The sequence below is a fragment of the Pseudomonas sp. 3-2 genome (assembly GCF_019710535.1).
Taxonomy (GTDB): domain Bacteria; phylum Pseudomonadota; class Gammaproteobacteria; order Pseudomonadales; family Pseudomonadaceae; genus Aquipseudomonas; species Aquipseudomonas pharyngis.
Window position 1 is genome coordinate 3,582,768 of record NZ_CP081200.1, and the last position, 24,038, is coordinate 3,606,805.

General features: G+C 59.2%; 19 protein-coding genes and 1 pseudogene. 8 read left to right on the forward strand and 12 right to left on the reverse strand.

Annotation, left to right across the window (positions count from 1 at the left end; all coding sequences use genetic code 11):
* The first annotated feature begins 24 nt into the window (after window positions 1–24).
* The 4 genes from K3819_RS16125 (at window position 25) to K3819_RS16140 (ending at window position 5,908) form a co-directional block, all read left to right on the forward strand.
* The gene (locus K3819_RS16125; RefSeq protein ID WP_221397450.1) at window positions 25–1,440 is read left to right on the forward strand and encodes a sigma-54-dependent Fis family transcriptional regulator; all 1,416 of its coding nucleotides are present in this window, start codon (window positions 25–27) and stop codon (window positions 1,438–1,440) included.
* A 273-nt stretch (window positions 1,441–1,713) separates the two neighbouring features.
* Window positions 1,714–3,105 (forward strand): GntP family permease, encoded by a 1,392-nt coding sequence (locus K3819_RS16130; protein WP_064596987.1) that lies wholly within the window; start codon window positions 1,714–1,716, stop codon window positions 3,103–3,105.
* Window positions 3,106–3,112: 7 nt separating this feature from the next.
* Window positions 3,113–3,886: a 3-hydroxybutyrate dehydrogenase gene (gene hbdH / locus K3819_RS16135; RefSeq protein WP_085610441.1), complete on the forward strand. Its 774-nt coding sequence runs from the start codon at window positions 3,113–3,115 to the stop codon at window positions 3,884–3,886.
* 63 nt (window positions 3,887–3,949) lie between these two features.
* On the forward strand, window positions 3,950–5,908 hold the full coding sequence (locus K3819_RS16140; RefSeq protein WP_221397451.1) for an acetoacetate--CoA ligase: 1,959 nt from the start codon (window positions 3,950–3,952) through the stop codon (window positions 5,906–5,908).
* Between the two features lie 33 nt (window positions 5,909–5,941).
* Here K3819_RS16140 and K3819_RS16145 read toward each other — a convergent pair whose 3' ends face one another.
* Window positions 5,942–9,805, reverse strand: a complete 3,864-nt coding sequence (locus K3819_RS16145) for a hypothetical protein (RefSeq protein WP_221397452.1) — start codon at window positions 9,803–9,805, stop codon at window positions 5,942–5,944.
* Window positions 9,806–10,023: 218 nt separating this feature from the next.
* Window positions 10,024–11,136, reverse strand: coding sequence for a PilT/PilU family type 4a pilus ATPase (locus K3819_RS16150; RefSeq protein ID WP_221397453.1), 1,113 nt, complete (start codon window positions 11,134–11,136; stop codon window positions 10,024–10,026).
* Between the two features lie 128 nt (window positions 11,137–11,264).
* On the opposite strand from K3819_RS16150, the gene K3819_RS16155 reads away from it, so the two are divergent.
* Window positions 11,265–13,802 carry a PAS domain-containing protein gene (locus K3819_RS16155; protein ID WP_221397454.1) on the forward strand — a complete coding sequence of 846 codons (2,538 nt, stop codon included), beginning with the start codon at window positions 11,265–11,267 and terminating at the stop codon, window positions 13,800–13,802.
* A 50-nt stretch (window positions 13,803–13,852) separates the two neighbouring features.
* A complete protein-coding gene (locus K3819_RS16160) occupies window positions 13,853–14,128 on the forward strand; it encodes a peptidylprolyl isomerase (protein ID WP_007952044.1) in 276 nt (91 codons plus the stop codon).
* Window positions 14,129–14,252: 124 nt separating this feature from the next.
* Here the strand turns inward: K3819_RS16160 and K3819_RS16165 are convergent, their stop codons facing one another.
* The 9 genes from K3819_RS16165 to K3819_RS16205 form a co-directional block, all read right to left on the reverse strand.
* Window positions 14,253–15,185, reverse strand: coding sequence for a sugar kinase (locus K3819_RS16165; protein ID WP_221397455.1), 933 nt, complete (start codon window positions 15,183–15,185; stop codon window positions 14,253–14,255).
* Window positions 15,185–16,405, reverse strand: coding sequence for an amino acid deaminase (locus K3819_RS16170; RefSeq protein ID WP_221397456.1), 1,221 nt, complete (start codon window positions 16,403–16,405; stop codon window positions 15,185–15,187). Before K3819_RS16170 ends, K3819_RS16165 begins: the two co-directional genes overlap by 1 nt.
* A gap of 39 nt (window positions 16,406–16,444) precedes the next feature.
* On the reverse strand, window positions 16,445–17,209 hold the full coding sequence (locus tag K3819_RS16175) for an IclR family transcriptional regulator (RefSeq protein WP_085695953.1): 765 nt from the start codon (window positions 17,207–17,209) through the stop codon (window positions 16,445–16,447).
* 157 nt (window positions 17,210–17,366) lie between these two features.
* The gene (locus K3819_RS16180; RefSeq protein ID WP_007912330.1) at window positions 17,367–17,756 is read right to left on the reverse strand and encodes a RidA family protein; all 390 of its coding nucleotides are present in this window, start codon (window positions 17,754–17,756) and stop codon (window positions 17,367–17,369) included.
* Between the two features lie 31 nt (window positions 17,757–17,787).
* Entirely contained in the window at window positions 17,788–18,585 is a 798-nt protein-coding gene (locus tag K3819_RS16185; protein ID WP_085610448.1) for an amino acid ABC transporter ATP-binding protein, read from the reverse strand.
* Window positions 18,582–19,244 carry an amino acid ABC transporter permease gene (locus tag K3819_RS16190; protein ID WP_007960241.1) on the reverse strand — a complete coding sequence of 221 codons (663 nt, stop codon included), beginning with the start codon at window positions 19,242–19,244 and terminating at the stop codon, window positions 18,582–18,584. The genes K3819_RS16185 and K3819_RS16190 overlap by 4 nt, the downstream gene beginning before the upstream one ends.
* Before the next feature lie 9 nt (window positions 19,245–19,253).
* A complete protein-coding gene (locus K3819_RS16195) occupies window positions 19,254–19,916 on the reverse strand; it encodes an amino acid ABC transporter permease (RefSeq protein ID WP_007960243.1) in 663 nt (220 codons plus the stop codon).
* Window positions 19,917–19,967: 51 nt separating this feature from the next.
* Entirely contained in the window at window positions 19,968–20,816 is an 849-nt protein-coding gene (locus tag K3819_RS16200) for a transporter substrate-binding domain-containing protein (RefSeq protein ID WP_064381340.1), read from the reverse strand.
* 273 nt (window positions 20,817–21,089) lie between these two features.
* Window positions 21,090–21,236 (reverse strand): hypothetical protein, encoded by a 147-nt coding sequence (locus K3819_RS16205; RefSeq protein WP_221397457.1) that lies wholly within the window; start codon window positions 21,234–21,236, stop codon window positions 21,090–21,092.
* Window positions 21,237–21,439: 203 nt separating this feature from the next.
* Between K3819_RS16205 and K3819_RS16210 the strand changes: the two genes are divergently transcribed.
* Both K3819_RS16210 and K3819_RS29475 read left to right on the forward strand, forming a co-directional pair.
* A complete protein-coding gene (locus tag K3819_RS16210) occupies window positions 21,440–21,871 on the forward strand; it encodes a co-chaperone YbbN (RefSeq protein ID WP_221397458.1) in 432 nt (143 codons plus the stop codon).
* 174 nt (window positions 21,872–22,045) lie between these two features.
* Window positions 22,046–22,210, forward strand: a pseudogene (locus K3819_RS29475) (UDP-N-acetylglucosamine 2-epimerase (non-hydrolyzing)); the annotation flags it as partial.
* Between the two features lie 12 nt (window positions 22,211–22,222).
* On the opposite strand, the gene K3819_RS16215 reads toward K3819_RS29475, so the two are convergent.
* A complete protein-coding gene (locus K3819_RS16215; protein WP_221397459.1) occupies window positions 22,223–23,779 on the reverse strand; it encodes a TerC family protein in 1,557 nt (518 codons plus the stop codon).
* Window positions 23,780–24,038: the final 259 nt, after the last annotated feature.

The following is a 24,038-nucleotide window of genomic DNA, read 5'->3' on the forward strand; positions in this document are numbered from 1 at the left end:
TGACTTCCGCCAATGGACGCCGCCATGAACACCACCGAAAGCCTCAAGGATTACCAACGGGTCCGCACGCTGGCGATCCGTTCGTTGTTCGAGATCATCGAGCAATCCAGTGAAGGCACGGTGATTGTCGACCGCGATGCGAACATCGTCTGGATGAACGAGCGCTACGCCCGGCGCTTCGGTCTCGACTCCGCCGCCGGGGCCATCGGTAAACCCTGCGAAAGCGTGATCCCCGGCAGCCTGCTGCGCGAGGTAGTACGCACCGGGCGGCCGATTCTGCTGGACATGCAGGACACCCCGAAAGAACCGCTGGTGGTGATGCGCCTGCCGATCCATGACGACGCCGGCGCGGTGATCGGCGCCATCGGTTTTGCCCTGTTCGACGAACTGCGCACGCTGTCGCCGATGCTCAAACGCTACCTGAGTATGCAGGAAGAACTGGCCTCGACCCGTTCGCTGCTGCGCGCCCGGCAGACCAAATACAACTTCGCACACTTCATCGGCACCAGCGCTGCCAGCCTTGAAGTCAAACGTCGTGCCCGTCGCAGCGCCAGTGCTGAGTCACCGGTTCTGTTGCTGGGCGAAACCGGCAGCGGCAAGGAGTTGCTGGCACAGGCCATCCACGGTGCTTCGCCACGGGCGCACAAGGCCTTCGTCAGCATCAACAGCGCGGCGATTCCCGAAGCGTTGCTTGAAGCTGAGTTCTTCGGCACAGCACCGGGCGCCTTCACCGGCGCCGACCGCAAGGGCCGCACCGGCAAGTTGCAGATTGCCCAGGGCGGGACGCTGTTTCTCGACGAAATCGGCGACATGCCGCTACCGCTGCAAAGCAAATTGCTGCGGGTGTTGCAGGAAAAGGAATTCGAGCCTGTAGGCTCCAACGACGTGATCCAGAGCGATGTTCGGGTGATCGCCGCGACCTCGACGGATCTGGAAGCGGCAATCAAGCGTGGCGATTTCCGCGCGGATTTGTATTACCGGCTCAACGTGCTTCCGATTCAGGTGCCGCCGCTGAGGGAGCGGCTGGATGATCTGCCGGCGCTCAGTGAGGCGATTCTTGAAGAGCTGCGCAGTCAGCACGAACTCAACCGTGAAGCGCTTGAGCTACTGGGTCAGCACGCCTGGCCGGGGAATATCCGCGAATTGCGCAACGTGCTGGAGCGAGCGGCGCTGCTCAGTGATGACCTGATGCTGACGGCGGATGACATTCGGGCGGCGATTGGCACGTTTACACCGGTTGAGCGAACACTAGCGTCTGTGTCAGAGCCAACAATAAACGAGACCTACAGTCAGGCCCGCGAGCGGTTTGACCGGCAGTTGATTCAATCCACCCTCGCGCAATGCGGGGGCAAGGTGATTGAGGCGGCTGAGCGGTTGGGACTGGGCCGTTCGACGCTTTACAAGAAAATGATTGCGCTGGGGATCGCCGAGTCTCAGTAAAGAGACTCAAATCCCAATAAAGAGACAAAATCAAAAGCTTCGCGGGCAAGCCCGCTCCCACAGGGGAATTCGCTCAACTGTGGGAGTGGGCTTGCCCGCGAAAGCGTCCTCTCAGTCAGAGAAGTCTCCAAACAGAGACAAAACCCCAAAGACCGCCACCAAAAATCAAACTAACTCCTTTTATTTCAACAAGTTAACCATCTGGCACAAATCTCGCTTTAACTCTCCCCACACCCGTTCCACCCACAAAAATAACAATCGAAGGAGCACACCATGAGTGTGATCATCGCCTTGGCAGCCCTCGCGCTGCTGATGCTCGCGGCCTACCGTGGCTACAGCGTTATCCTTTTTGCCCCGATCGCCGCCCTCGGCGCCGTCCTGCTCACCGACCCGTCTGCCGTCGCCCCTGCTTTCACCGGGGTGTTCATGGAGAAGATGGTCGGCTTCATCAAACTCTACTTTCCCGTGTTCCTGCTCGGCGCCGTATTCGGCAAGCTGATCGAGCTGTCGGGTTTCTCCCGCTCGATCGTCGCGGCAGCGATTCGTCTGCTCGGCACCCGCCAGGCGATGCTGGTGATCGTGCTGGTCTGCGCGCTGCTCACCTACGGCGGCGTTTCGCTGTTCGTCGTGGTGTTCGCGGTCTACCCGTTCGCGGCGGAAATGTTCCGCCAGAGCAACATCCCCAAGCGCCTGATCCCGGCGACCATCGCCCTCGGCGCGTTTTCCTTCACCATGGACGCCCTGCCCGGTACGCCGCAGATCCAGAACATCATTCCCAGCACCTTCTTCAACACCACCGCGTGGGCGGCACCTTGGCTGGGTGTGATCGGCACGATTTTCGTGTTCTGCGCCGGCATGCTGTTCCTGCAGCGCCAACGCAACAAGGCGCAGCGTGCCGGTGAGGGCTACGGCACCGAACTGCGTAACGAACCGGAAACCGCCGAAGACCTGAAACTACCTAACCCGTGGATTGCCCTGTCGCCGCTGCTGGCGGTGGGGATCATGAACCTGCTGTTCACCCAATGGATTCCGCAGTGGTACGGCAAGACCCACAGCCTCGCGCTGCCTGGCATGACCGCGCCGGTCACCACCGAGATCGCCAAACTCACGGCGATCTGGGCGGTGCAGGCAGCCCTGTTGGTCGGCATCCTGATGGTGCTGGCGTTCGGCTTTCAGGCGATTCGCAGCAAACTCGCCGAAGGCAGCAAAAGTGCAGTCAGCGGTGCGTTGCTGGCGGCGATGAACACCGCGTCGGAATACGGTTTCGGCGCCGTCATCGCCTCGTTGCCGGGTTTTCTGGTGCTGGCCGACTGGCTCAAGAGCATTCCCAATCCGCTGGTCAACGAAGCGATCACCGTGACCCTGCTGGCCGGTATCACCGGTTCCGCTTCGGGCGGCATGAGCATCGCGCTGGCAGCGATGTCCGAACAATTCATCAGCGCCGCCCATGCCGCCAACATTCCGCTGGAGGTGCTGCATCGGGTGGCCGCGATGGCCAGCGGCGGCATGGACACTCTGCCGCACAACGGCGCGGTGATTACCCTGCTCGCCGTCACTGGCCTGACTCACCGTGAGGCCTACAAGGACATTTTCTGTATTACGCTGATCAAGACCCTGGCGGTTTTCGTGGTGATCGGCACTTTCTACGCCACTGGCATTGTGTGAGGTATTGATGACGACTCTTTCTGGCAAGACCGCACTGGTTACCGGTTCCACCAGCGGCATCGGACTGGGCATCGCCCTGACGCTGGCCAAGGCTGGCGCCAACCTGATCCTCAACGGTTTTGGCGACGCGTCGAAGGTGATCGCCGAAGTCGAACAGTTCGGCGGCAAGGTCGGCCATCACCCGGCAGACGTCAGCGACCCTGCGCAGATCGCCGACATGGTCGCCTACGCCGAGCGCGAGTTCGGCGGCGTGGACATTCTGGTCAACAACGCCGGTATCCAGCACGTCGCGGCAGTTGAAGAATTTCCGGTAGAGCGCTGGGACTCGATCATTGCGATCAACCTGTCATCGGTGTTTCACAGCACTCGCCTGAGCCTGCCGGGCATGCGCGCCAAGGGTTGGGGACGGATCGTCAACATCGCTTCGGTGCACGGTCTGGTCGGGTCCACCGGCAAGGCCGCATATGTGGCGGCCAAGCATGGCGTGATCGGCCTGACCAAGGTGGTCGGCCTGGAAACCGCCGCCAGCAATGTCACCTGCAACGCCATCTGCCCGGGCTGGGTACTGACGCCGTTGGTGCAGAAGCAGATCGACGATCGCGCGGCCAAAGGTGTCGACCCGCAGCAGGCGCAACACGACCTGCTGGCAGAGAAACAGCCGTCGCTGGAGTTCGTCACCCCGGCACATCTGGGTGAGCTGGTGCTGTTTCTGTGCAGCGAGGCCGGCAGCCAAGTGCGTGGCGCAGCGTGGAACATCGATGGCGGGTGGCTGGCGCAGTAAGCTTGCAACTGATCGCTCCCACATTGCAGTGGGAGCTTTCTGACCAACAATAAGAGGCAAACCATGTCCGACATTCTCTGGCAGCCCGATGCCAAACGCATTGCCCGGTCCCGCATGGACGGCTTTCGGCGCTTCATCAATCAGCGCCACCACCTGAAGCTCGACGATTACCCGGCCCTGCATCAATGGTCCATCGACCAGCGCGAAGCGTTCTGGCAGGCGATCGTGGACTTCTTCGGCATCAGTTTTCACACCCAGCCGGACGCCGTGCTGCGTGGAGGCCTGAAAATGCCGGGCGCCGAATGGTTTCCCGGCGCCACCCTGAATTTCGCCGAACACTTGCTGAGTCGCCGCGACGATGCCATCGCCGTGATCGCTATCGGGGAAAACGGCCAGCGTGAACTGCTGAGCTGGGCCGAACTGGCCCAGCAAGTCGCCGGGTTCCAGGCCAGCCTGCAAGCGGCCGGTGTTGTGCTCGGCGACCGGGTTGCAGCCTGCATGCCCAACACCTGGCAAACCCTGGTGGCGATGCTCGCGACCACCAGCCTGGGGGCGATCTGGTCTTGCTCGTCACCGGACTTTGGCACCCACGGCGTGATCGACCGTTTCGGCCAGATCGAGCCCAAAGTGCTGATCACCTGCGCCGGTTACCGCTATGCCGGCAAAGAGATTGATCAGACCGTCAAGATCAACGAAATCCTCGAACAGCTGCCCTCCCTGCAACAGCTGATCATCGTGCCCTACGCACGAACTCATGCCCAGGCCACGGATTACCGCACCCCCGCCAATGTCACGCTGTGGGACGACTTCTATGAACCCGACGATGAGCCGCACTTCGTCCCGGTGCCGTTCGACCATCCGCTGTACGTGCTGTATTCCAGCGGCACCACTGGCGTGCCGAAATGCATCGTTCACAGCACCGGCGGCGTGCTGCTGCAACACGTCAAGGAACACGGGCTGCATGTCGACCTCGGCCCCGGCGACCGCTTGTTCTACTACACCACTTGCGGCTGGATGATGTGGAACTGGCTGGTCTCGGCGCTGGCGGTGGGCAGCGCGGTGGTGCTGTATGACGGCTCACCGTTTTACCCGGACAACGAGCGGTTGCTGGAACTGCTGGACGACGAACAGGTCAGCGTGTTCGGCACCAGCCCGAAATTCCTCGCGACCCTGGAAAGCAGCGGCATCAAACCGCGCGAAAGCTACGACTTGACCCACCTGAAAATCCTGCTTTGCACCGGCTCCGCGCTGTCGCCGCAAAGTTATGACTTCGTCTATCGCGACTTCAAACCAGATGTGTGCCTGTCATCGATGTCCGGTGGCACGGACATCGTGTCCTGCTTCGTCAACGGCAACCCGATGTCGCCGGTTCGCCGGGGCGAGATCATGGGCAAGAGTCTGGCCATGGCGGTGGAAGTGTGGAACGACGCCGGGCAACCGGTGGTTGGCGAAAAAGGTGAGCTGGTGTGTACCCGACCGTTTCCGGCGATGCCGATCGGACTCTGGAACGATCCCGACGGCGAAAAGCTGCGCAAATCCTATTTCAGCCAGTTCCCCGGGGTCTGGGCTCAGGGTGACTACGCCGAACAACTGCCCCACGGCGGGATGCTGATTCACGGCCGCTCCGACGCCGTGCTCAACCCTGGTGGCGTGCGTATCGGCACGGCGGAAATCTACCGCCAGGTGGAGAAAGTCCCGCAAGTGCTGGACAGCGTCGCCATCGGCCAGCAGTGGCAGGACGACGTGCGCGTGGTGCTGTTCGTACGCCTCAAGGAAGGCGTAGCGCTGGATGAGGCGCTGCAACAGCAGATCCGCCAGGTGATCCGCGCCAACACCACGCCGCGGCATGTGCCGGCAAAGATCGTTGCAGTCACCGACATTCCACGCACGATCAGCGGCAAAGTGGTTGAACTGGCGGTTCGCAATGTCGTGCACGGTGAGCCCGTGAAAAACACGGATGCCTTGGCCAACCCCGAAGCATTGGAGCAGTTTCGGGATCGACCAGAACTGACTGGTCAGTGAAATGGGGCATCCTCTGAGTGGATGCCCCAGCGATCAAAGGTCGAACGCCAGCAGGACTTCTCCTTCAATCTGCTCGCCGTTGCTGGCCGTCACGGCGCTCTGCAGGGTTTCAAGGTTGCGACGGAATCGCCAGTTGTACTCACCCGACGCCTGATCCAACAACAGGGTCATCACGGCGTAGGTATCGGCATTCTCCAGGGCGCGACTCTTGTCGTATTTTCCCGACGCGCCTTCGCCGCTCGATGCTTTGAAACTGCCCCGGCTCGCATCCACACCGGCATCGGCCTGGATACTCGTCGGGACGCGCGCGTGACCCCGCGCCAGATTAATCAACGGTGCGACGTCCAACTTATAATGCTCGGCCTCGATTGCCGGCTTCATGGGGGCAATTGCAAGCTGTCGGAATTTCGGATCGATTTTAATGACTTCATGAATCAGGTCATCGGCAATGACGTTGGGACTCATATGTGCATTGTGGAAATGATCCTGCAGATTTTCTCCGTACACCTTCATAAACCGATGAGTCTCGGAGGCAGGCATGCCCGCCCGCTTCCACGCGAGGTAAAGCGCGGAGTCGACAAGCATCGTTCGGCCATCCTCCTGAACCGCTTGCAGAAAGCAGTTGCCGACTGAAAAGCCGTCAAAATCGGTCTTGATTAACTTGAGATACGTCAGCATGTTGTCTCGCCCCCTGGCACTGCTGCCGAACAGCAAACCGGCTACCAGGTCGGTCTTGAGCTGATCGACATTATTGATCAGAGCCCTCAAGGCTCCATCGACCTTGCTGGAGGCCCTGGGCAAGGCTCTGCCGATGATATGGCCGGTATAGGCATCCGGCAATCTTCGGAAGGACTGATGGGGTCGCAACGCATGGGCAAAAGTGAAATGACTCAGCTTCGGCCCCCAGGCCCGCCCTGATCGGTTGATTGCGAACCAGTGAGTACCTTGCTTGAGCGCCCGGACATTCAGTACTTGAGCCGACGTAGCCGATGGCCGCCAGCTACCCTGGCACAGTCTTGCGTAATCACTCGCCTGCCACAGATCGACAGACGCTGCATGGCCCACAATTCGACGCAACTGGAACCTGGCGGACGTGAGGGTCTTCACACCATTTCGAACAAGCCGCGCACCGCCTCGTCCCAGTAGTTTGCCGCCGGTTCTGGCCATCGCGCCAAAGCCATCGAGTGGATTGAAGACCGAAATCGTCGTGCTCAAGGCGAACCTGGCCAGACTGGCAACCTTAGCCGTAGTCGACACCGAACGCGCGATCACGCTCATCACTTTGCTGGCGACGCCAACAGCGGTTCCGAGCAGTCCGATAGCATCCATGACGCAACCAAACACACCGCTGGCGATACGGTCCTTGTCACCGGAGGTCAGATCGGCGATACAGCTTCTGAAAGGCACTACCAGATTCAGAACGTACTCCCCGAGTTTCTCCAGACGTTGCCTTTCTTCTTCCAGCGGCGTCGGCAGCAATGCGACGGATTCGACATCCTTGTAGGTCGCTGGCGGATGATGATCGACGATAAAGGCTGCCAGCGCCGTTAATTGAACGTCGTCAAAACTTTGATAGGCAGTACCGTTGTATTCGGCCGAACGATTTATTTTGCGCAGTGTTCCCAGTTTGTCGATGACACCGCGACTGTCGTTGGCACTGGCGCTTCTGCGCCCTTCGGTGAAACACCCCAGGTCCGTCGGCAGCGTCAATACCGCTGCTGCCGGCACGTACGCTTTCAGATTCCCGTCATAGTCCAGACGCGAAGCCTTGTTCATGGCACCGCAAAGGCGGACCAGTTCAGCCAGTCGTTCATTTTTGCGACACACACCCTGCAAGGTGAGTACTTCATAGCAGAGCAGTTCATTGCCGCCCTTCAAGGCACACATGACAACGCCGTAACGGCCGGTCGCTTCATCTCGAGCCTGCTGAGTCTCCGACAGCACCGTCCTGGAAACTGACGCGGCGCCCGTCAAGCCATTCTGTGTGGACACCGGCGGCGTGTGATAAATACCGACGGAGGGTCGCAGGGTGAAGAAACTGACATCACCGTTCAGAAATACCCGACGATCCGCCGAAGGCATTCTGGAAATGGCCAGCTTCAACGTGGTGGTCATTGCACCTTTCAGGTTGTCATACCACCGCGAAACCTCCTTGATGACAAAGGGCTTGATCGGCGCCAACGCGTATATCGGCGCGCCGAACTGTCTGAAAATGCTGGGTTGATTCATCAGGTCCCATTGCCGGCTCGTAAGTTCTCCCGAAGCATGGATTTCAACCATTGATCTGGCTTTCGGATCGGGTTTGGTCACTTTATCCAGTACAGGCGGTATGTCCAACGCGAACGGTGGTGCAGGCACCTCGCCCGCCTCACGCACTCGCCGTTCAAAAAGAACGTCCTTCTCCAGGAAATCGCATCCCGGAAGGGCTCTTTTCAACTCTTGCAATGCGCAGGTCATTTTGTCAGGCAATGGTCTGGCCAGCACCTCGGCTGTCCGGGCTAACAGTTTCATGTGCGTTTCATAATGGCCAAACACCACATTCGATGCGCTCTGAGGGTCCGCAGCCAAGGCGTCATGAGTGATGATGCCGTTGATAAGCCCCCAATCGAGCACCGGGTCAATGACCGCAATGGCTCGTAGATCACGCAAGGCTTTGCTCGGCGGTTCCATATTTCCAAACACTTGGATTTTGCTGGCATCCATTACACGGGCCAGCCCTTTGGTTTTCAGCTCGAGGGTCGCCACTGCACTGCAAAAGCTGATCCAGCCGACAGAGCCGACCAGCATATCTTCGCTGATGCCTTGCACCAGAAATTCCGGTGCCTGATCACTGAGCATGATATGGGCGGCCAAAGCGGCGGCTTCCCGGGACACTTTTCTTGTAGTAATCAAATGATTTTCGAAGGCTTTGAAGACTGCATAAGGATGCAGATCGCAGTTAGCGGGCTGGTAAAGATCAAACCCACAAATAACGTTTCTGTTGGCAGAGCCCTCAGTTGAATCCAGATCGATAATGATGGCGCTCAACATCAATTGACCCAGTTCTTCCGACCCCATGGAGCCTATGTCATCGGCGCCATACCAATCCAGTGCCTGGATATATTTTTTCGCCAGAAGTTGAGTGTCCTCGTGAAACAACATTTGCTCTATCAACCATCCATTATCACCATTGGCTCCTGCCAACGCGCTTGCGGCGCCCTTGTATACCTTGTCCAGCAATCGGACATCATGGATTAATAAAGTAGCTGTAAAAGCCTTGATGCGACTTTTTTCTGCATCTGTCAGAACGGCGGACAACTCATCTTCGCCACTGATCTGCCCCCAATAATTCCCAAACCAAGGATCAAATTCTTCAAGGCTTAGATGCTCGATAAGCTTTTTGCAATCGCCCACAGTGGCAGGAATATCGAACTCATAGAATTTCAGCCATTGTTCCAGCGACCCTTCATTGGTGTCCCAGATCACTCCACCTGTCTGCGCCGCGCACCGCGCCAACAAGTCCAAGTCATTGCGGTCTTGGTCGAGGGTGGCGTACAGCGGCAACGGGGGCAGCAGCTTACCTTTGGAAAAAATCAGCAGTTCACCCTCTTCCGTCAAGGCGGCGTGGCTATAGGTTTCGATAGCAAGTGCATTGATAACGTCCTGTATGAATGCACGCTCCTGCAGTTCCTCGATGCGGCCAGCCAGCGGTGCATGCAGATTGTAAATTGACGAGCCCTTGACCATGTTAAAAAAACTGCCTGACAGATCCAGCTGAACATCATCGGTCTCGCCATACTTGCCGACATCCTTATTCAGTCGCTCTATAACTAATAGTTTCTCCTCACAATCAGCTGCCAAACGTTTTACATCCGCTCCTGTTATCGAGACAGCAGAAGCATTCCATTGAATTCTCATAAACAATCCTTAAAAAATATCTGACAAAAAAACAGGCAAATAACCTTTAAACAGACTCAGGCAAATGCTGTTTAAAATCGATCTTTACGATGTCAGTTAATTTTTCAGAACCATTCAAAAGTATGCAAACCTCAAAAACACAATAACAAAACCAGCACAACGCTCTTTATTCTTCAAAATTGCCAGACCTTAAGGAAAACATTTTTTACAGTTACCGGCTATTCATCAAGCAGCCCCCAACTTTCCGAAGACGTTTTGTCGGCACGTACATTCTGCTCATTCAACTTCAGTAAAAGACGCAAGTTATTGACCGAGTCAGCATTTTTCAACGCTTCGTTTTCACTGATTGCACCTTCAATCACCAGTTGATGCAGGGCGCTGTCAAAGGTGCGCATACCAAGTTCTCCGGACTTTTCCATGATGACTTTCAGATCGTCCAACTGGTTGTTCTTGATCAGGTCGGCAATCGTCGGCGATCCCAGCATCACTTCCACGGCCGCGCGCCGCTGCCCATCGACGGTTCGTACCAGACGCTGGGACACGAGAGCCTTGAGGTTGTTGCCCAAGGCGTGCATCAGTTGAGGACGCCGCTCCTCGGGAAATAAATTGACGGCTCGATCCAGCGCCTGACTGGCGTTGACAGCATGCAATGTGGAGAGAACCAGATGCCCGGTTTCGGCGAACGCCAATGCATGCTCCATGGTCTCGCGGTCGCGGATCTCGCCGATCAGCACCACGTCCGGAGCCTGGCGCAAGGTGTTCTTGAGCGCCGCATGAAAGCTACGTGTGTCGACCCCGACTTCGCGCTGATTGATGATCGACTTCTTGTGTCGATGGATATACTCCACCGGATCCTCAATGGTGATGATGTGCCCGCTGCTGTGGCGATTGCGATGATCGATCAGCGCCGCCAGGGAGGTAGACTTGCCGGAGTCGGTAGCGCCCACGAACAGAATCAACCCCTGCTTGAGCATCACCGTTTCGAGCAGCACTGGCGGCAATTTGAGGTCTTCGAATCGCGGAATGTCGAGTTTGACGTTACGGATAACAATCGACACGTCGTTGCGTTGTTTGAAAATATTGACCCGAAAGCGGCCGATACCCGTTCGAGAAATCGCCAGGTTCATTTCCAGATCCCGGTCGAACTCACGGCGCTGCTCGGCGTCCATCAGGAAGGCGGCGACACTGCTCACCTCGCCGGGTTTGAAGGGCTGGTCGCTCAAGGGCGTCAGTACCCCGTCGAACCGCGCACTGGGTGGTGCACCGGTGGAAAGAAACAGATCCGAACCGTGACGGCTCGCCAGCAGTTTGAGCAGTGCGTCGATTTCCATGGCAAGAAACACCTGTGAAGCTTTCAATGAATCGCAAGGCCCGTCGTCGTGACGCAACGGGCCTTACAGCGTCTACCGCACTAGGATAGTAGACGCCGCCTCACCGACCGATGCTCAGGATTGATGTGATGAACGCTGTACCAAACACCAACGACGCCCAGGCATTGATTGCCCGCACCAACTGGAGCCGCAGCCCGCTGGGCGCGGCCGGCACCTGGCCACAGAGCTTGCGCACCGCGGTGGACATCGTGATTCACTCGCCGATGCCGATGCTGCTGTTGTGGGGTCCGCAGTTGACCCAGATCTACAACAACGGCTTTGCGCTGCTGGCCGGCAGCAAGCATCCGCACGCTTTCGGACAGCCGGCACACCAGATATGGCCGGAACTTCGAGACTTTACCGACCCGATTTACAGCGCAGTCCTACAAGGACAGGTGCGAACCTACAGCGAACGGCGCTTCACCTTGCAACGGGACGGCAAGGATTCCGACTTCTGGCTGGATTTGACCTACAGCCCGATCCGCGATGAAAGCGCGCAAGTGGCTGGCATTCTGGTCACCGCCATCGAAACCAACGAACGCCGGCGCATCGCCCTGGAACTGCAGCAGCGTTCCGAAGACAGCCTCAAGGCCCAGCGCGAAAGCGAAGAGCGCCTGCAACTGGCGCTGGCAGCCACCGATGCGGTCGGCACCTGGGATTGGGACATCGGCGAAGACCGCTTCATCGCCGATGCACATTTCGCCCAGTTGCACGGTATCGATCCGGCGCTGGCCGGTCAGTTGCCGATCAGCGAATACCTGCAAGGCGTGCACCCCGAAGACCGCGCAATGATTGCCCGCAGCATCAAGCACTGCATCACCCACGGCACCGAATACGCCGAGGAATACCGGTTACTGCAAGCCAATGGCGAGCTGCGCTGGGTGTTCGCCCGCGGGCGCTGCTACAAGGATCATCATGGCCGGCCGATGCGTTTTCTAGGCGCCGCGCTGGATCTGACCGAGCGCAAGCACACCGAACAGGCATTGCGCCAAAGCCAGACCGAGCTGCAACTGATCATCAACGCCATGCCGATCCTGATCAGCTATGTCGACCACGAAGAACGCTTTCGCCTGAACAACGCCGCGTACCTCGACTGGTACGGGCTCACGCCTCAAGAGCTGTACGGTCGCACGATCCGCGAGGTGATCGGCGAAGAGGCCTATTTCCTGCGGGCGCCGTACATCGCCGAAGCCCTGGCCGGCCGGCCTTGCTCGTTCAGCCTGTACACGCCGCACCGCGACGGCAGTCAGCGGCACGCCCTGATGAACTACCTGCCGCGCCACGGTGCGGACGGTGCGGTGAACGGTTTCTACATCTTCGTGATCGACGAGACCGAACGTAAAAAGACCGAAGAAGCCCTGCGCAACCTCAATGAAACCCTTGAGGAACGCGTGAGTGCGCGCACCGAACAACTGGCCCAGGCCAACCAGCGTTTGCAGAACGAGATGTTCGAACGCGAACGCGCCGAAGACGCTCTGCGCCATGCGCAGAAAATGGAAGCGGTCGGCCAGCTCACCGGCGGCATCGCCCACGACTTCAACAACATGCTGACCGGCATCATCGGCAGCCTCGACCTGATGCAGCGCTATATCGCCAATGGCCGCGCCGATGAGATCGGCCGTTTCACCGACGCGGCGGTGTCCTCGGCCAACCGCGCGGCGGCACTGACCCACCGTCTGCTGGCGTTCTCCCGGCGCCAGTCGCTGGATCGCAAGACCCTCGACGTCAACGAACTGATCCGTTCGCTGGAAGACCTGATCCGCCGCACCAAGGGTGATCCGATCGAGCTCAAGTTGCGCCTCGCCGACAATGTCTGGTCCGTCAGTACGGATGTCAGCCAACTGGAAAACGCCCTGCTCAACCTGGTGATCAACGCCCGCGACGCCATGCCCGACGGCGGCGAGCTATTAATCGAAACCGCTAACGTCTACCTCGACGGCAACGACATCACCACCCTCGAACCGGTCAAGGCCGGCGACTACTTGATGCTCGCGGTGAGCGACAACGGCACCGGCATGACGCCTTCTGTGCGCTCCAAGGCGTTCGATCCGTTCTTTACGACCAAACCCATCGGGCAAGGCACCGGGCTCGGGTTATCGATGATTTATGGCTTTGCCCAGCAATCGGGTGGACACGTCAGCCTCGACAGCCTGCCTGGCCAGGGCACCTGCGTGCGGCTGTACTTGCCGCGCCTCCACGCGCCCGAACCCGAGCAGCCATTGGCGGAAACGGTCAGCGAGACACCCACCCCCGCGACCGGCGAAACCGTGGTGGTGGTCGAGGACGATCCGGCGGTGCGCATGCTGGTGATGGACCTGCTCAAGGAGCTGGGTTATCGCGCCCATGAGGCCGAAGACGCCAGGAGTGCCCTGCCGCTGCTGGAGTCGGACATGCGGGTTGACCTGCTGGTGACCGACGTCGGCCTGCCAGGCATGAACGGCCGGCAGCTGGCTGAGATCGCCCGCCAGCATCGTCCTGGGCTCAAAGTGTTGTTCATGACCGGTTACGCGCAGAAAGCCGCCGAACGCCAGGGCTTCCTCGAAGACGGTATGGACATGGTCGCCAAACCGTTTTCCATCGAACAGCTGGCCGGCAAGATCCGCACGATGATCAGCCAAAACCCGTGACTTGAGGCATAATCCGCGCCCCGCCGTCACCCCGCTACAGGTATTGCACGATGAAAGCCCAAGCCCGCCACATTCTGGTGAAAACCGCCGAAGAGGCTGAAAAACTCAAACAACGCATCGCCAATGGTGAAGCGTTCGATGTGCTGGCGAAGAAGTTTTCGACCTGTCCGTCCGGCAAGCGCGGCGGCGACCTGGGTGAAGTGCGGCCGGGACAGATGGTCGGCGCGATCGATGCGGTGATCTTCAAAAAGCCGCTGCGCACGGTGCACGGGCCGATCAAGAGCAAGTTCGGCTATCACCTGGTGCAGGTGTTTTACCGCGATTAAGTGTTTGGCTTCAGGGCCAATCGCGAGCAGGCTCGCTCCCACAAACAAATCGTGAACGACACACAATCACTGAGGGAGCGAGCCTGCTCGCGATCCGATTGCCCGGCAATCGGCCATTCACCGATTACTTCGGAATCAGAGCTCCGGGTACTTGAATAACGTGGCTCGCTAGCAGATGACCGGCCTGCGCCGCTTCCCTCGGGCTCCCCCCAAGCAAACGACTCGCCAGATACGCCGCACTGAACGAATCCCCCGCCGCCGTAGTGTCCACCACTTTCTCGACCTTCTGCGCCGGCACTTCAAACGCTTCCCCGTCGCAACGGATCAAGCACGTTTCGGCACCGCGTTTGAGCACCACTTCCGGCGTGCCGATCTGCGCGTACGCTGCAAACACCGCGTCACAGTCCTCGAAATGAAACAGCGCCTGCTCGTCGTCCACCGTCAGCAATGCCAGATCGACATGGGGCAACACGCTGCGATACGCCGCCCGCGCCGCCTCCACTGAAGCCCACAGTCGCGGCCGATAGTTATTGTCGAAGACGATTCGCGCGTCACGCTGACGGGCTTCGATCAAGGTTTGAATCAGTTTTTCACGGCCCTGTGTGCCGAGTACCGCCAGCGTGATACCGCTGAAATACAACACGTCATAATCCGGCAGCGCCGCCAGAATCGGTGCGGCCGCTGGCGTAGTGAAGCAGTCGCGAACGGCGGCTTCGTTGCGCCAGTAAAGGAAGCGGCGCTCCCCGGCAGCGTCGGTCTGGATGCAATACAGGCCAGGCAAACGACCGGGCAAGCGCTGGACCAGATCCAGGCCAATGTTTTCATCGGCCCAACTGCGGCACATCGCATCACTGAAGCTGTCATCACCCAGCGCCGTGACGTAATCGACCTGCGCCTTGTCGCCCATGGCGCGGGACAGATACACCGCCGTGTTCAGCGTGTCCCCGCCAAAGCTCTGTTGCAGGCTGCCATCGGCACGTTGCTGGAGTTCGATCATGCATTCGCCGATCAGGGCGATGCGCGGGTTGTTCGGACCCAACGGACTGAGCGTGTTCATCAGAAACAGGTTTCCATGGTTTCGATCACCGACAACTCCTCGTCCACCAGCAGCCCTACGCGCCACTTGTCGAAGGTCAGGCACGGGTGGGAAGTGCCGAAGGAAATGATGTCGCCCACGCGCAATTCCACGCCCGGCGCCACGGTCATGAACGCGTGCTGGTCCATCACCGCCGTCACCTTGCAGGCACCGACATCGTCGCCCACCGCCGGCAGCACACCGGCCTTGTAACGCAGCAACGGCACCGGCATCCCGGCATCGAACGCCACGTCACGCTTGCCCAGGGCAATCACGGCAAACCCCGACTCCGGCATCGACTGCACGTGGGCCCAGACTTCCAGCGCCGGACGCAGCCCTTCGTGCAGGTCACTGCGACGATCGAGCACGCAGCACTGCGCCTCTTTGTAAATGCCATGGTCGTGGGCCACGTAACTACCGGGACGCAACACGCTGAGGAAACGTCCGCCAGCGTTCTGCGCTTCGAACGATTCGGCAATCAGGTCGTACCAAGCCGAACCCGACGCGGTGATGATCGGCTTGGCGATAGCGAACGCGCCGCTGTCCTGCAACTGCACCGCCAGACGCACCAGCGAGGCGGCGAATTCACGGATGCCGGTGACGGCGTGATCGCCATGGATCACGCCCTCGTAGCCCTCAATACCTGTCAAGGCCAGCGCCGGTTGCGCACCGATGGCCTTGGCCAGTTCGATGACTTCCTGCTCGCTGCGGCAACCGCAACGGCCACCGACCACCCCGTACTCGATCATCACGTTCAACCGCACGCCACGCGACGCGAAGTAAGCGCCCAGATCGGCGACGTTGTCCGGGTGATCGACCATGCAATAGAAATCGAAGCCCGAATCCGCCGCCAGCAGGTCGGCAATCAACGCCATGTTCGGCGTACCGACCAGTTGGTTGGCCATCAACACCCGGCGCACGCCGTGGGCGTATGCGGCGCGGGTCTGGGTGGCGCTGGCCAGGGTGATGCCCCACGCGCCGGCGTCGAGCTGACGACGAAACAGCGCCGGGGTCATGCTGGTCTTGCCGTGGGGCGCGAGTTCGGCGCCACTGTCGCAGACGAATTTCTGCATCCAGCGGATGTTGTGCTCCAGCGCTTCGCGGTGCAGCACCAGCGCCGGCAGGCTGATGTCACGCACCAGTTGCGCGCCGACGGCGGCATCGCCCTTTTCCACGGCAGCAGTGTTGTTGGCAGTCGTCATGGTCGAACTCCTCACAGTCGCGCCCGCAGGCAGGCGCGGTTATTCGTTGATTCGCCGGGCGAGGCTGTTGGCGCTCTCGATCAAGACCCGGCGATAGTCGTTGTAATGGGTCTTGGCATCGGCGCGCGGGGCGACGATGCACAGGGTGCAGATGGCAACGCCTTGAGGGTCTTTGACCGGGGCGGCGAAGCAGTGGGTGAAGGTGTCGGCGACACTGTCGAAGGAGAAGAAACCGTCGATGCCGGCCTGACGGATTTCCGCCAGAAACGTCTCCATCGGCAGGCGTTCGCCATCCGGCAGGATGAAGTCGTCGGGGTCGATCAAATCGCTGATCTGCTGGTCACTCAAGTGCGCCAGCAGCAGGCGTCCCGAGGCGGTCCACGGGATCGGCGCGTTTTCGCCGATATCGGAAGAAATGCGGAAATGCCGCTCGCCCTCCTTCATCAGCGCCACCGTGTATTTGCGCCCGTTGAGCAGGCACATCTGCGCGGTTTCCCGGGTCTGGCTGACGATCTCCTGCAGCGCGTGATCGGCCTCGCGACTGAGGTCGAAGTGACGCAAATGCGCCTGCCCAAGGAAGTACAGCTGACGACCGAGATAGACGTGACCGTCCTTGCCCACCGGCTCCAGGATCCGCCGCTCGAGCAATGACGCCACCAGTTCGTAGACCGTGGATTTCGGGCTGCCGATGCCGTTGGCGATGTCGTTGGGGCGCAGTGGCTGGCCGATTTCCTTGAGGAAATCGAGGATATCGAACGCCCGGTCCAGACCGCGTGCCCGGCGCTTGATGGTGTCTTCGGTCATTTCAGTGGTTCCCCATTCAAAGTGCCGGGAGTTTATCGCGAAAGATCGTTCCCATGCTCCGCGTGGGAATGCAGCCAGGGACGCTCTGCGTCCTTTGGAACGCGGAGCGTTCCTTGAGGCATTCCCACGCAGAGCGTGGGAACGATCCGCGTACTGATCAGGCCTTTTTCTTGTACGCAATGCAGTCGATCTCGACCTTGCAGTCGACCATCATGCTTGCCTGCACACAGGCCCGGGCCGGTGCGTGTTCGGGCTTGAAGTATTCGCCAAAGACCTTGTTGAAACTGCTGAAATCCCGCGGATCGTCCAGCCACACGCCGGCACGTACCACGTCTTCCAGGCCATAACCGGCTTCTTCGAGAATCGCGATCAGGTTTTTCATGGTCTGGTGCGTCTGCTCGACGATGCCGCCCACAATGATCTCGCCATCCACCGCCGGCACCTGCCCGGAAACATGCAGCCAGCCATCGGCTTCAACGGCGCGGGCGAATGGACGCGGCTGGCCGCCAGCGGCGGTGCTGCCGGTGCCGTAACGAGTAATGCTCATGGGTGTTTCTCCTGATTGAAAAAGTGAAAAGTCAGAACCGCGTGCTTTTGAGAAATTCCGCCAGCCGCGGCGATTGAGGACGCTCGAACAGTTCCTTGGGAGGCCCCTGCTCTTCGATGCGCCCCTGATTCATGAAAACGATCTTGTCCGATACCTCGAAGGCAAAACGCATTTCGTGGGTCACCAGCAACATGGTCATGCCGTCCTCGGCCAGGCCTTTGATCACGTTCAGCACTTCGCCGACCAGTTCCGGATCGAGGGCCGAGGTGACTTCGTCGAACAGCATCAGGCTCGGGTTCATCGCAATCGCCCGGGCAATCGCCACGCGCTGCTGCTGACCGCCGGACAACTGGCCGGGAAAGTGATTGCGCCGTTCCAGCAGACCGACCCGCTCCAGCCATTTTTCGGCCAGGGCCACGGCTTCGTCCTTGTGCATCTTTTTGACTTTGAGCAGGCCGAGCGTGACGTTCTGCAACGCGGTCAGGTGCGGGAACAGGTTGAATTGCTGAAACGCCATGCCGGTCATCGCCCGATGACGGGCAATGACTTTTTCCGGGTGGCGCACGCGTTTGCCGTTGAGTTCGTCATAGCCGATGGATTCGCCGTCGAGCAGGATCTGCCCGCCCTGAAATTCCTCGAGCATGTTCACGCAACGCAGCAGCGTGGTCTTGCCCGAGCCACTGGAGCCGATCAGCGTCACCACGTTGCCGCGCTGCATGTTCAGGTCGACACCCTTGAGCACTTCGACCGCGCCGTATTGCTTGTGCAGGCCACGGATGTCCAGCAGCGGCTGAGCGTTCTGGAGGTTGGAAACTTGAGCTTGAGTCATGGCAGGGCCACCCGCTTTTCAATATGCCGGCCGAGTAATTCGATGCCGTAGTTGATGACGAAGAACAGAAAACCGGCGAACAGATAAAACTCCAGGGTCATGAACGTCCGGGCGATGATCTGCTGGGTGCTGAGCAACAGCTCGGCCACGCCGATCACCGACAGCAAGGTCGACGCCTTGACGATTTCCGTGGACGAATTGACCCAGGTCGGCAGGATCTGCCGCAGCGCCTGCGGCAACAGCACGTAACCGAGAGACTGATAGAACGTCAGGCCGATGGCCTTGCCGGCTTCCATCTGCCCGCGTGGCAATGCCTGCAACGCACCGCGCACGATCTCGGCGACGTGGGAGCCGCAAAACAGCGTCAGCCCGAGTGCACCGGCCTGAAACGCGCTGATCTGCCAACCGAGCGCCGGTGCCATGTAAAAGCACGCCAGCACCAGCACGAACACCGGGGTGCCGCGAATCAGATCGACATAAAAACGGAACGGCGCGCGCATCCAGAACTTGCCGTAGGTCAGCACCAGCCCGGCGAATACGCCGATGACGGTGCCGAACAGAATCGCCAGCGCCGACACCTGCACGCTGGTCAGAAAGCCTTGCCACAAGGCTTCACGGGCAATCCACAACTCATGCAACCAACTGGGGGATTCGTACATCGCAGCCTCCTATCGGCGGATTGCCAGACGCTGCTCGAGGTAACGCAGCAGCATGGCAATGAGGTAACAGGCCGCGACATACAACGCCGTGGTCACCAGCCAGGTTTCGATCACCCGGTAGCTCTCGACGTTGATCTTGCGCGCGTAATAGGTCAGCTCCGGCACCGCGATCGCAGCGGCCAGCGAGGTGTCCTTGAACAGCGAAATGAAGTTGTTCGACAGCGCCGGCAGCACGTTGCGCAACATCACCGGCACGGTGACGTAGGCTTTCACCTGCCACTCGCCCAGACCGATGGCCAGCCCGGCTTCACGCTGGCCCTTGGGGATGCTCAACAAACCGCCGCGGAACACTTCGGTCAGGTACGCCCCGGCATACAGCGACAGGGTGATGATGAACGACGGGATCTTGTCCAGCCGGATCCCTAGGCTCGGCAACGCAAAGTAGATCAACAGAATCAACACCAGAATCGGCGTGTTACGGATCACCGTCACATACACCGATGCCAGCACCCGCAAGGCGCGATGCCTGGACAGCAAGGCAAACGCCATCAGCAGGCCGATCACGCAGCCGATGGCGATCGACACCAGCGCCAGTTCGAGGCCCAGACCGAGCCCCGCCAGCAAGGTGTCGAAATCGCGCCACACGGCGGCAAAGTTCAACTGATAGTTCATGGTCGGCAGTACCTTGAGCGGGGCGCATCAGGGCGCCCCACTCTCACGGGATCATTTGAATTCGACTGGGAAACCGATGGCAGGCGATGGCAGATCGACGCCGAACCATTGCTTGAACGAGGCGGCATAAGTCGGGAACTCGACGCCGGTCATGGCTTCATGCAGCGCGGTATTGACGAAGTTCAGCCAGTCCTGATCGCCACGTTTGACGGCGCAGGCGTAGGTCTGCGGACTCCAGGCGTAAGTCGGGCTGCGGTAGCGGCCAGGGTTCTGCACCATCAGGTATTTGACCGAAGACTGGTCGGTGGCGGCGGCATCGGCGCGGCCGGAGTTCACCGCCTGATACATCAGATCGACGCTGTCGTACTGATCGACCTTGGCCTTGGGCAGCGCCTGATGCACCAGCTCCTCGGCGTACACGTTCTGCAGCACGGCCACGGTCACGCCGTCGCCCCCGGCCTGCAGGTCTTCGATTTCCTTGTACTTGCTGTTGTTCGGCAGCAGCAGGCCGACGCCTTCGCGGTAGTACGGCAGAGTGAACGCCACTTGCTGCGCACGGCTGGCGGTGACGGTGATGAACTGGCAGCTCATGTCGACCTTGTCGGTCAGCAGGTTGGGAATCCGCGCATCGGATGACTGCACCACGAACTCGACCTTGCTCGGATCATTGAACAGACCTTTGGCCACCATCCGGGCGATGTCGATATCAAAGCCCTGCAACTTGCCGTCCGCACCCTGGAAGTGCCACGGCGCATTGGTGCTGCCGGTGCCCACAATCAGTTTTCCACGGGCCAGGACGCTGTCGAGCTTGCTGTCGGCCGCCTGGGCCATACCCATGACAGCGGACGAAGCCGCGAGAACAAAAACACACGCGTTGAACAAGGAAGGTCGGCGATGCATGGCAAGCACTCCAAAGGATTGTTTATTCCGCTATACCGGAACACGGTTTGTTACTACGGAATAGACAGCAGAAAGTGTGCCACAGGATTCGCGGGGAATCTGCACCCATTTGAAAATTCACAGGAATCAAAGAGATACGTAAAACGGAAAAATAGAGAAACAGCGAGAGAGCGGAGCGTGCGCTACCGTTGGCTACAACAATGCGGGTAACAGGTTCCCAGTCGGTGCACGGGTGATCGATTCAGGGGCAGCGTTTATCTCCGAGAACCAAGCTCAAAGGTCGTCTATCGAAACTTTTATGTTCGGATCATTTTCCCGCTCCTTGCAGAGAGCTATCAGCTCCAGATCCTCAAGGCGATTCATAAGTGCCTCATCGATTCGTACTACGGAAACTGCTTTCAAACCTGCATCGCTGCCCATCAGAAGCTCCTTTGATAAATGCCTGAAAAACGATACCAGCTGCCTGGCCTCCACGGATCTGAGTCTTCTGAGGGAATGCTCTTGCATCAAAGTAGGACGAAATCATCCTTTGCGGGACCTACCTGTAATTTCTGACAGTAGACCGCCGTTTTGCACTGCTTTAACTTCAAAGGCCTTCCAGACTCATTGACCAGGAGGCTCCAATGACGACACCGACTCGATATTCAGCGTTGCCCCCGACGTACCGGAAAGTCTTGAAAGCCAGGCGTCTTGTCGTCCTGTATTTCTTCAATGAGCATTGCGCTGCCTGCGTGTTTTCCAGCCCCGTTTTTCTCGAGATCGCCAAGCCCTTTCGGGCCTGGATGGATATCTTCATGCTCGATACCGCACAGTCGTGTCGGCATCCGGATGTCACGGGCACACCGACCGTGTTGTTCTACAAGGAAGGCGTTCTGGTCAAAAAACTGAAAGGCATCGGTTCGGAAGAATCCCTCCTGCACGACTTCACCCAATTCCTCGGCAAAACCCGACACCCCGCTGCGCCGCGCAAATCGGCCCATGACCTGAACTGGCTGCGTCACACCCTCCGCACCCTCTGCACCGTCCACCGCGCAAAACGGTGGAACCTTTCCTGAAAGTGCAATCCAAGCGCCATCAGGCAGTTGCACCTTCGCTCCTATTGATCTGTAACAACTAGCCTCGAGACCGGATTGGACAAGCTCCCATCCGGCTGCTTTTCTTTATTTCTCAGAAAGAGATGAGTGCTGCCGGCCCTCGGGTCGCAGCCATGCTACGTCCAGGAAGGGTCAATGTCCTTTGAAGTCATGATGGTTTTCGGTACTCGCCCGGAGGCCATCAAAATGGCTCCGCTGGCCCGGATACTGCGTCAGTGGCCCGACATCACACTCAACATCTGCTCCACCGGTCAGCATCGCGAGATGCTGACTCAGGTACTGGAGGCCTTCGAACTGACATCAGTGAGGCCATCAGGCCTCACGCACCAGCAACACTCGCGTCACGCGACGTTCTTCGACCGCCATTACGGTCATGCCCCAGCCTTCATGTTCCAGTCGATCGCCCTTCATCGGCAGGCGATCCAGCAGGCTCATCACCAGCCCGGCGAGGGTCTGGTAATCCTCGGTCGGCTCAGCGCGAAAACCGGTGTGCTCGCGGATGCGGGTCAGGTTCAGCGCACCATTGACGATGTACCCGCCCTGCTCCTCGACTACGTCGGGGCCGGCGATTTCGCTGGCATCGGGCAATTCACCGGCAATCGATTCGAGAATGTCGGTCATGGTCAACACACCGACGAAGTCACCGAACTCATTCACCACAAAGGCAATGTGGGTCGAGGCCGCACGCATTTGTTCCAGTGCGTTGAGGATCGAATAACTGTCCAGCAGATTGACGGTCTTGCGCGCCAGGTGTTCAAGGTTTGGCTCGTTGCCGGCCAGATACTCCTTGAGCAGTTCCTTCTTGTGCACGAAGCCCAGCGGCTCATCGACCGCGCCGTTACGAATCAGCGGCAAGCGCGAGTAGGACGAATGCATCAGTCGCGTGCGAATAGCCTCCGCGTCATCCGCCAGATCAATGTGATCGACATCGGCGCGCACTGTCATCAAGGCGCGAATCGGTCGTTCGGCCAGTTGCAGCACACCACTGATCATCACCCGCTCGCGACGGTCGAACAGCTCCGCGCTCGGCGCTTCACCGTTGTCCAGCAAGTCGGAAATCTCCTCGCCGACCTCTTCCGCCGCCAGTTTGCGACCACCCAACAGACGCATCACCGCATGGGCCGTGCGCTCGCGCATCGGGCGCAAGCCCTGCATCGAGCGCTTGCGACGAGCGCGGGCGATCTGGTTGAAGATCTCGATCAGGATCGAGAAACCAATGGCCGCGTACAGATAACCTTTCGGTATGTGGAAATCCAGGCCTTCAGCGGTCAGGGCAAAACCGATCATCATCAGGAAGCCCAGACACAGCATGATCACCGTCGGGTGGGCGTTGACGAAGCGGGTCAGCGGCTTGCTGGCAACGATCATCACACCAATGGACACGACCACCGCGATCATCATCACCGCCAGTTCATCGACCATGCCCACGGCAGTAATCACCGCGTCCAGGGAGAACACCGCGTCGAGCACGACGATCTGCGCCACGATCGGCCAGAACAGCGCATAAGCGGCGTTGGTCGAACGCTCGCCGATATGGCCTTCCAGCCGTTCGTGCAATTCCATGGTCGCCTTGAACAACAGGAACACACCACCAAACAGCATGATCAGGTCACGGCCGGAGAAGCTCTTGTCGAACACCTCGAACAACGGCTGCGTGAGGGTAACCAGCCAGGAAATACTCGCCAACAGGCCCAGACGCATGATCAGCGCCAGGCTCAAGCCGATGATGCGTGCGCGGTCGCGCTGATGCGGCGGCAGTTTGTCCGCCAGGATCGCGATGAACACCAGGTTGTCGATACCCAGTACCAGTTCCAGCACGATCAGTGTCAACAAGCCCAGCCATGCCGTGGGATCCGCTAACCATTCCATAATCTGTTTCTGTCTCTCTTCAGTGAATTCAGGCTGCCGGACACGGCAAAGTGCGACGCGAAAGCTCGAAGGCTGCGCCAACAACGATAGTCGGGAGTCGGAAGACTGGATGCTGGAAGTGTGTCAAGACCGCGCCGTGGCGCGAGGGGAACGGGGTTCCTGGAATAGAACTGGGAGGCTCCGAGAGGGTGTTCATGCAAATCCTGAATGAAAAAAGGCCTTGAAGCGTACAGGCTCTGATGACTTTTCCTACAGCTGG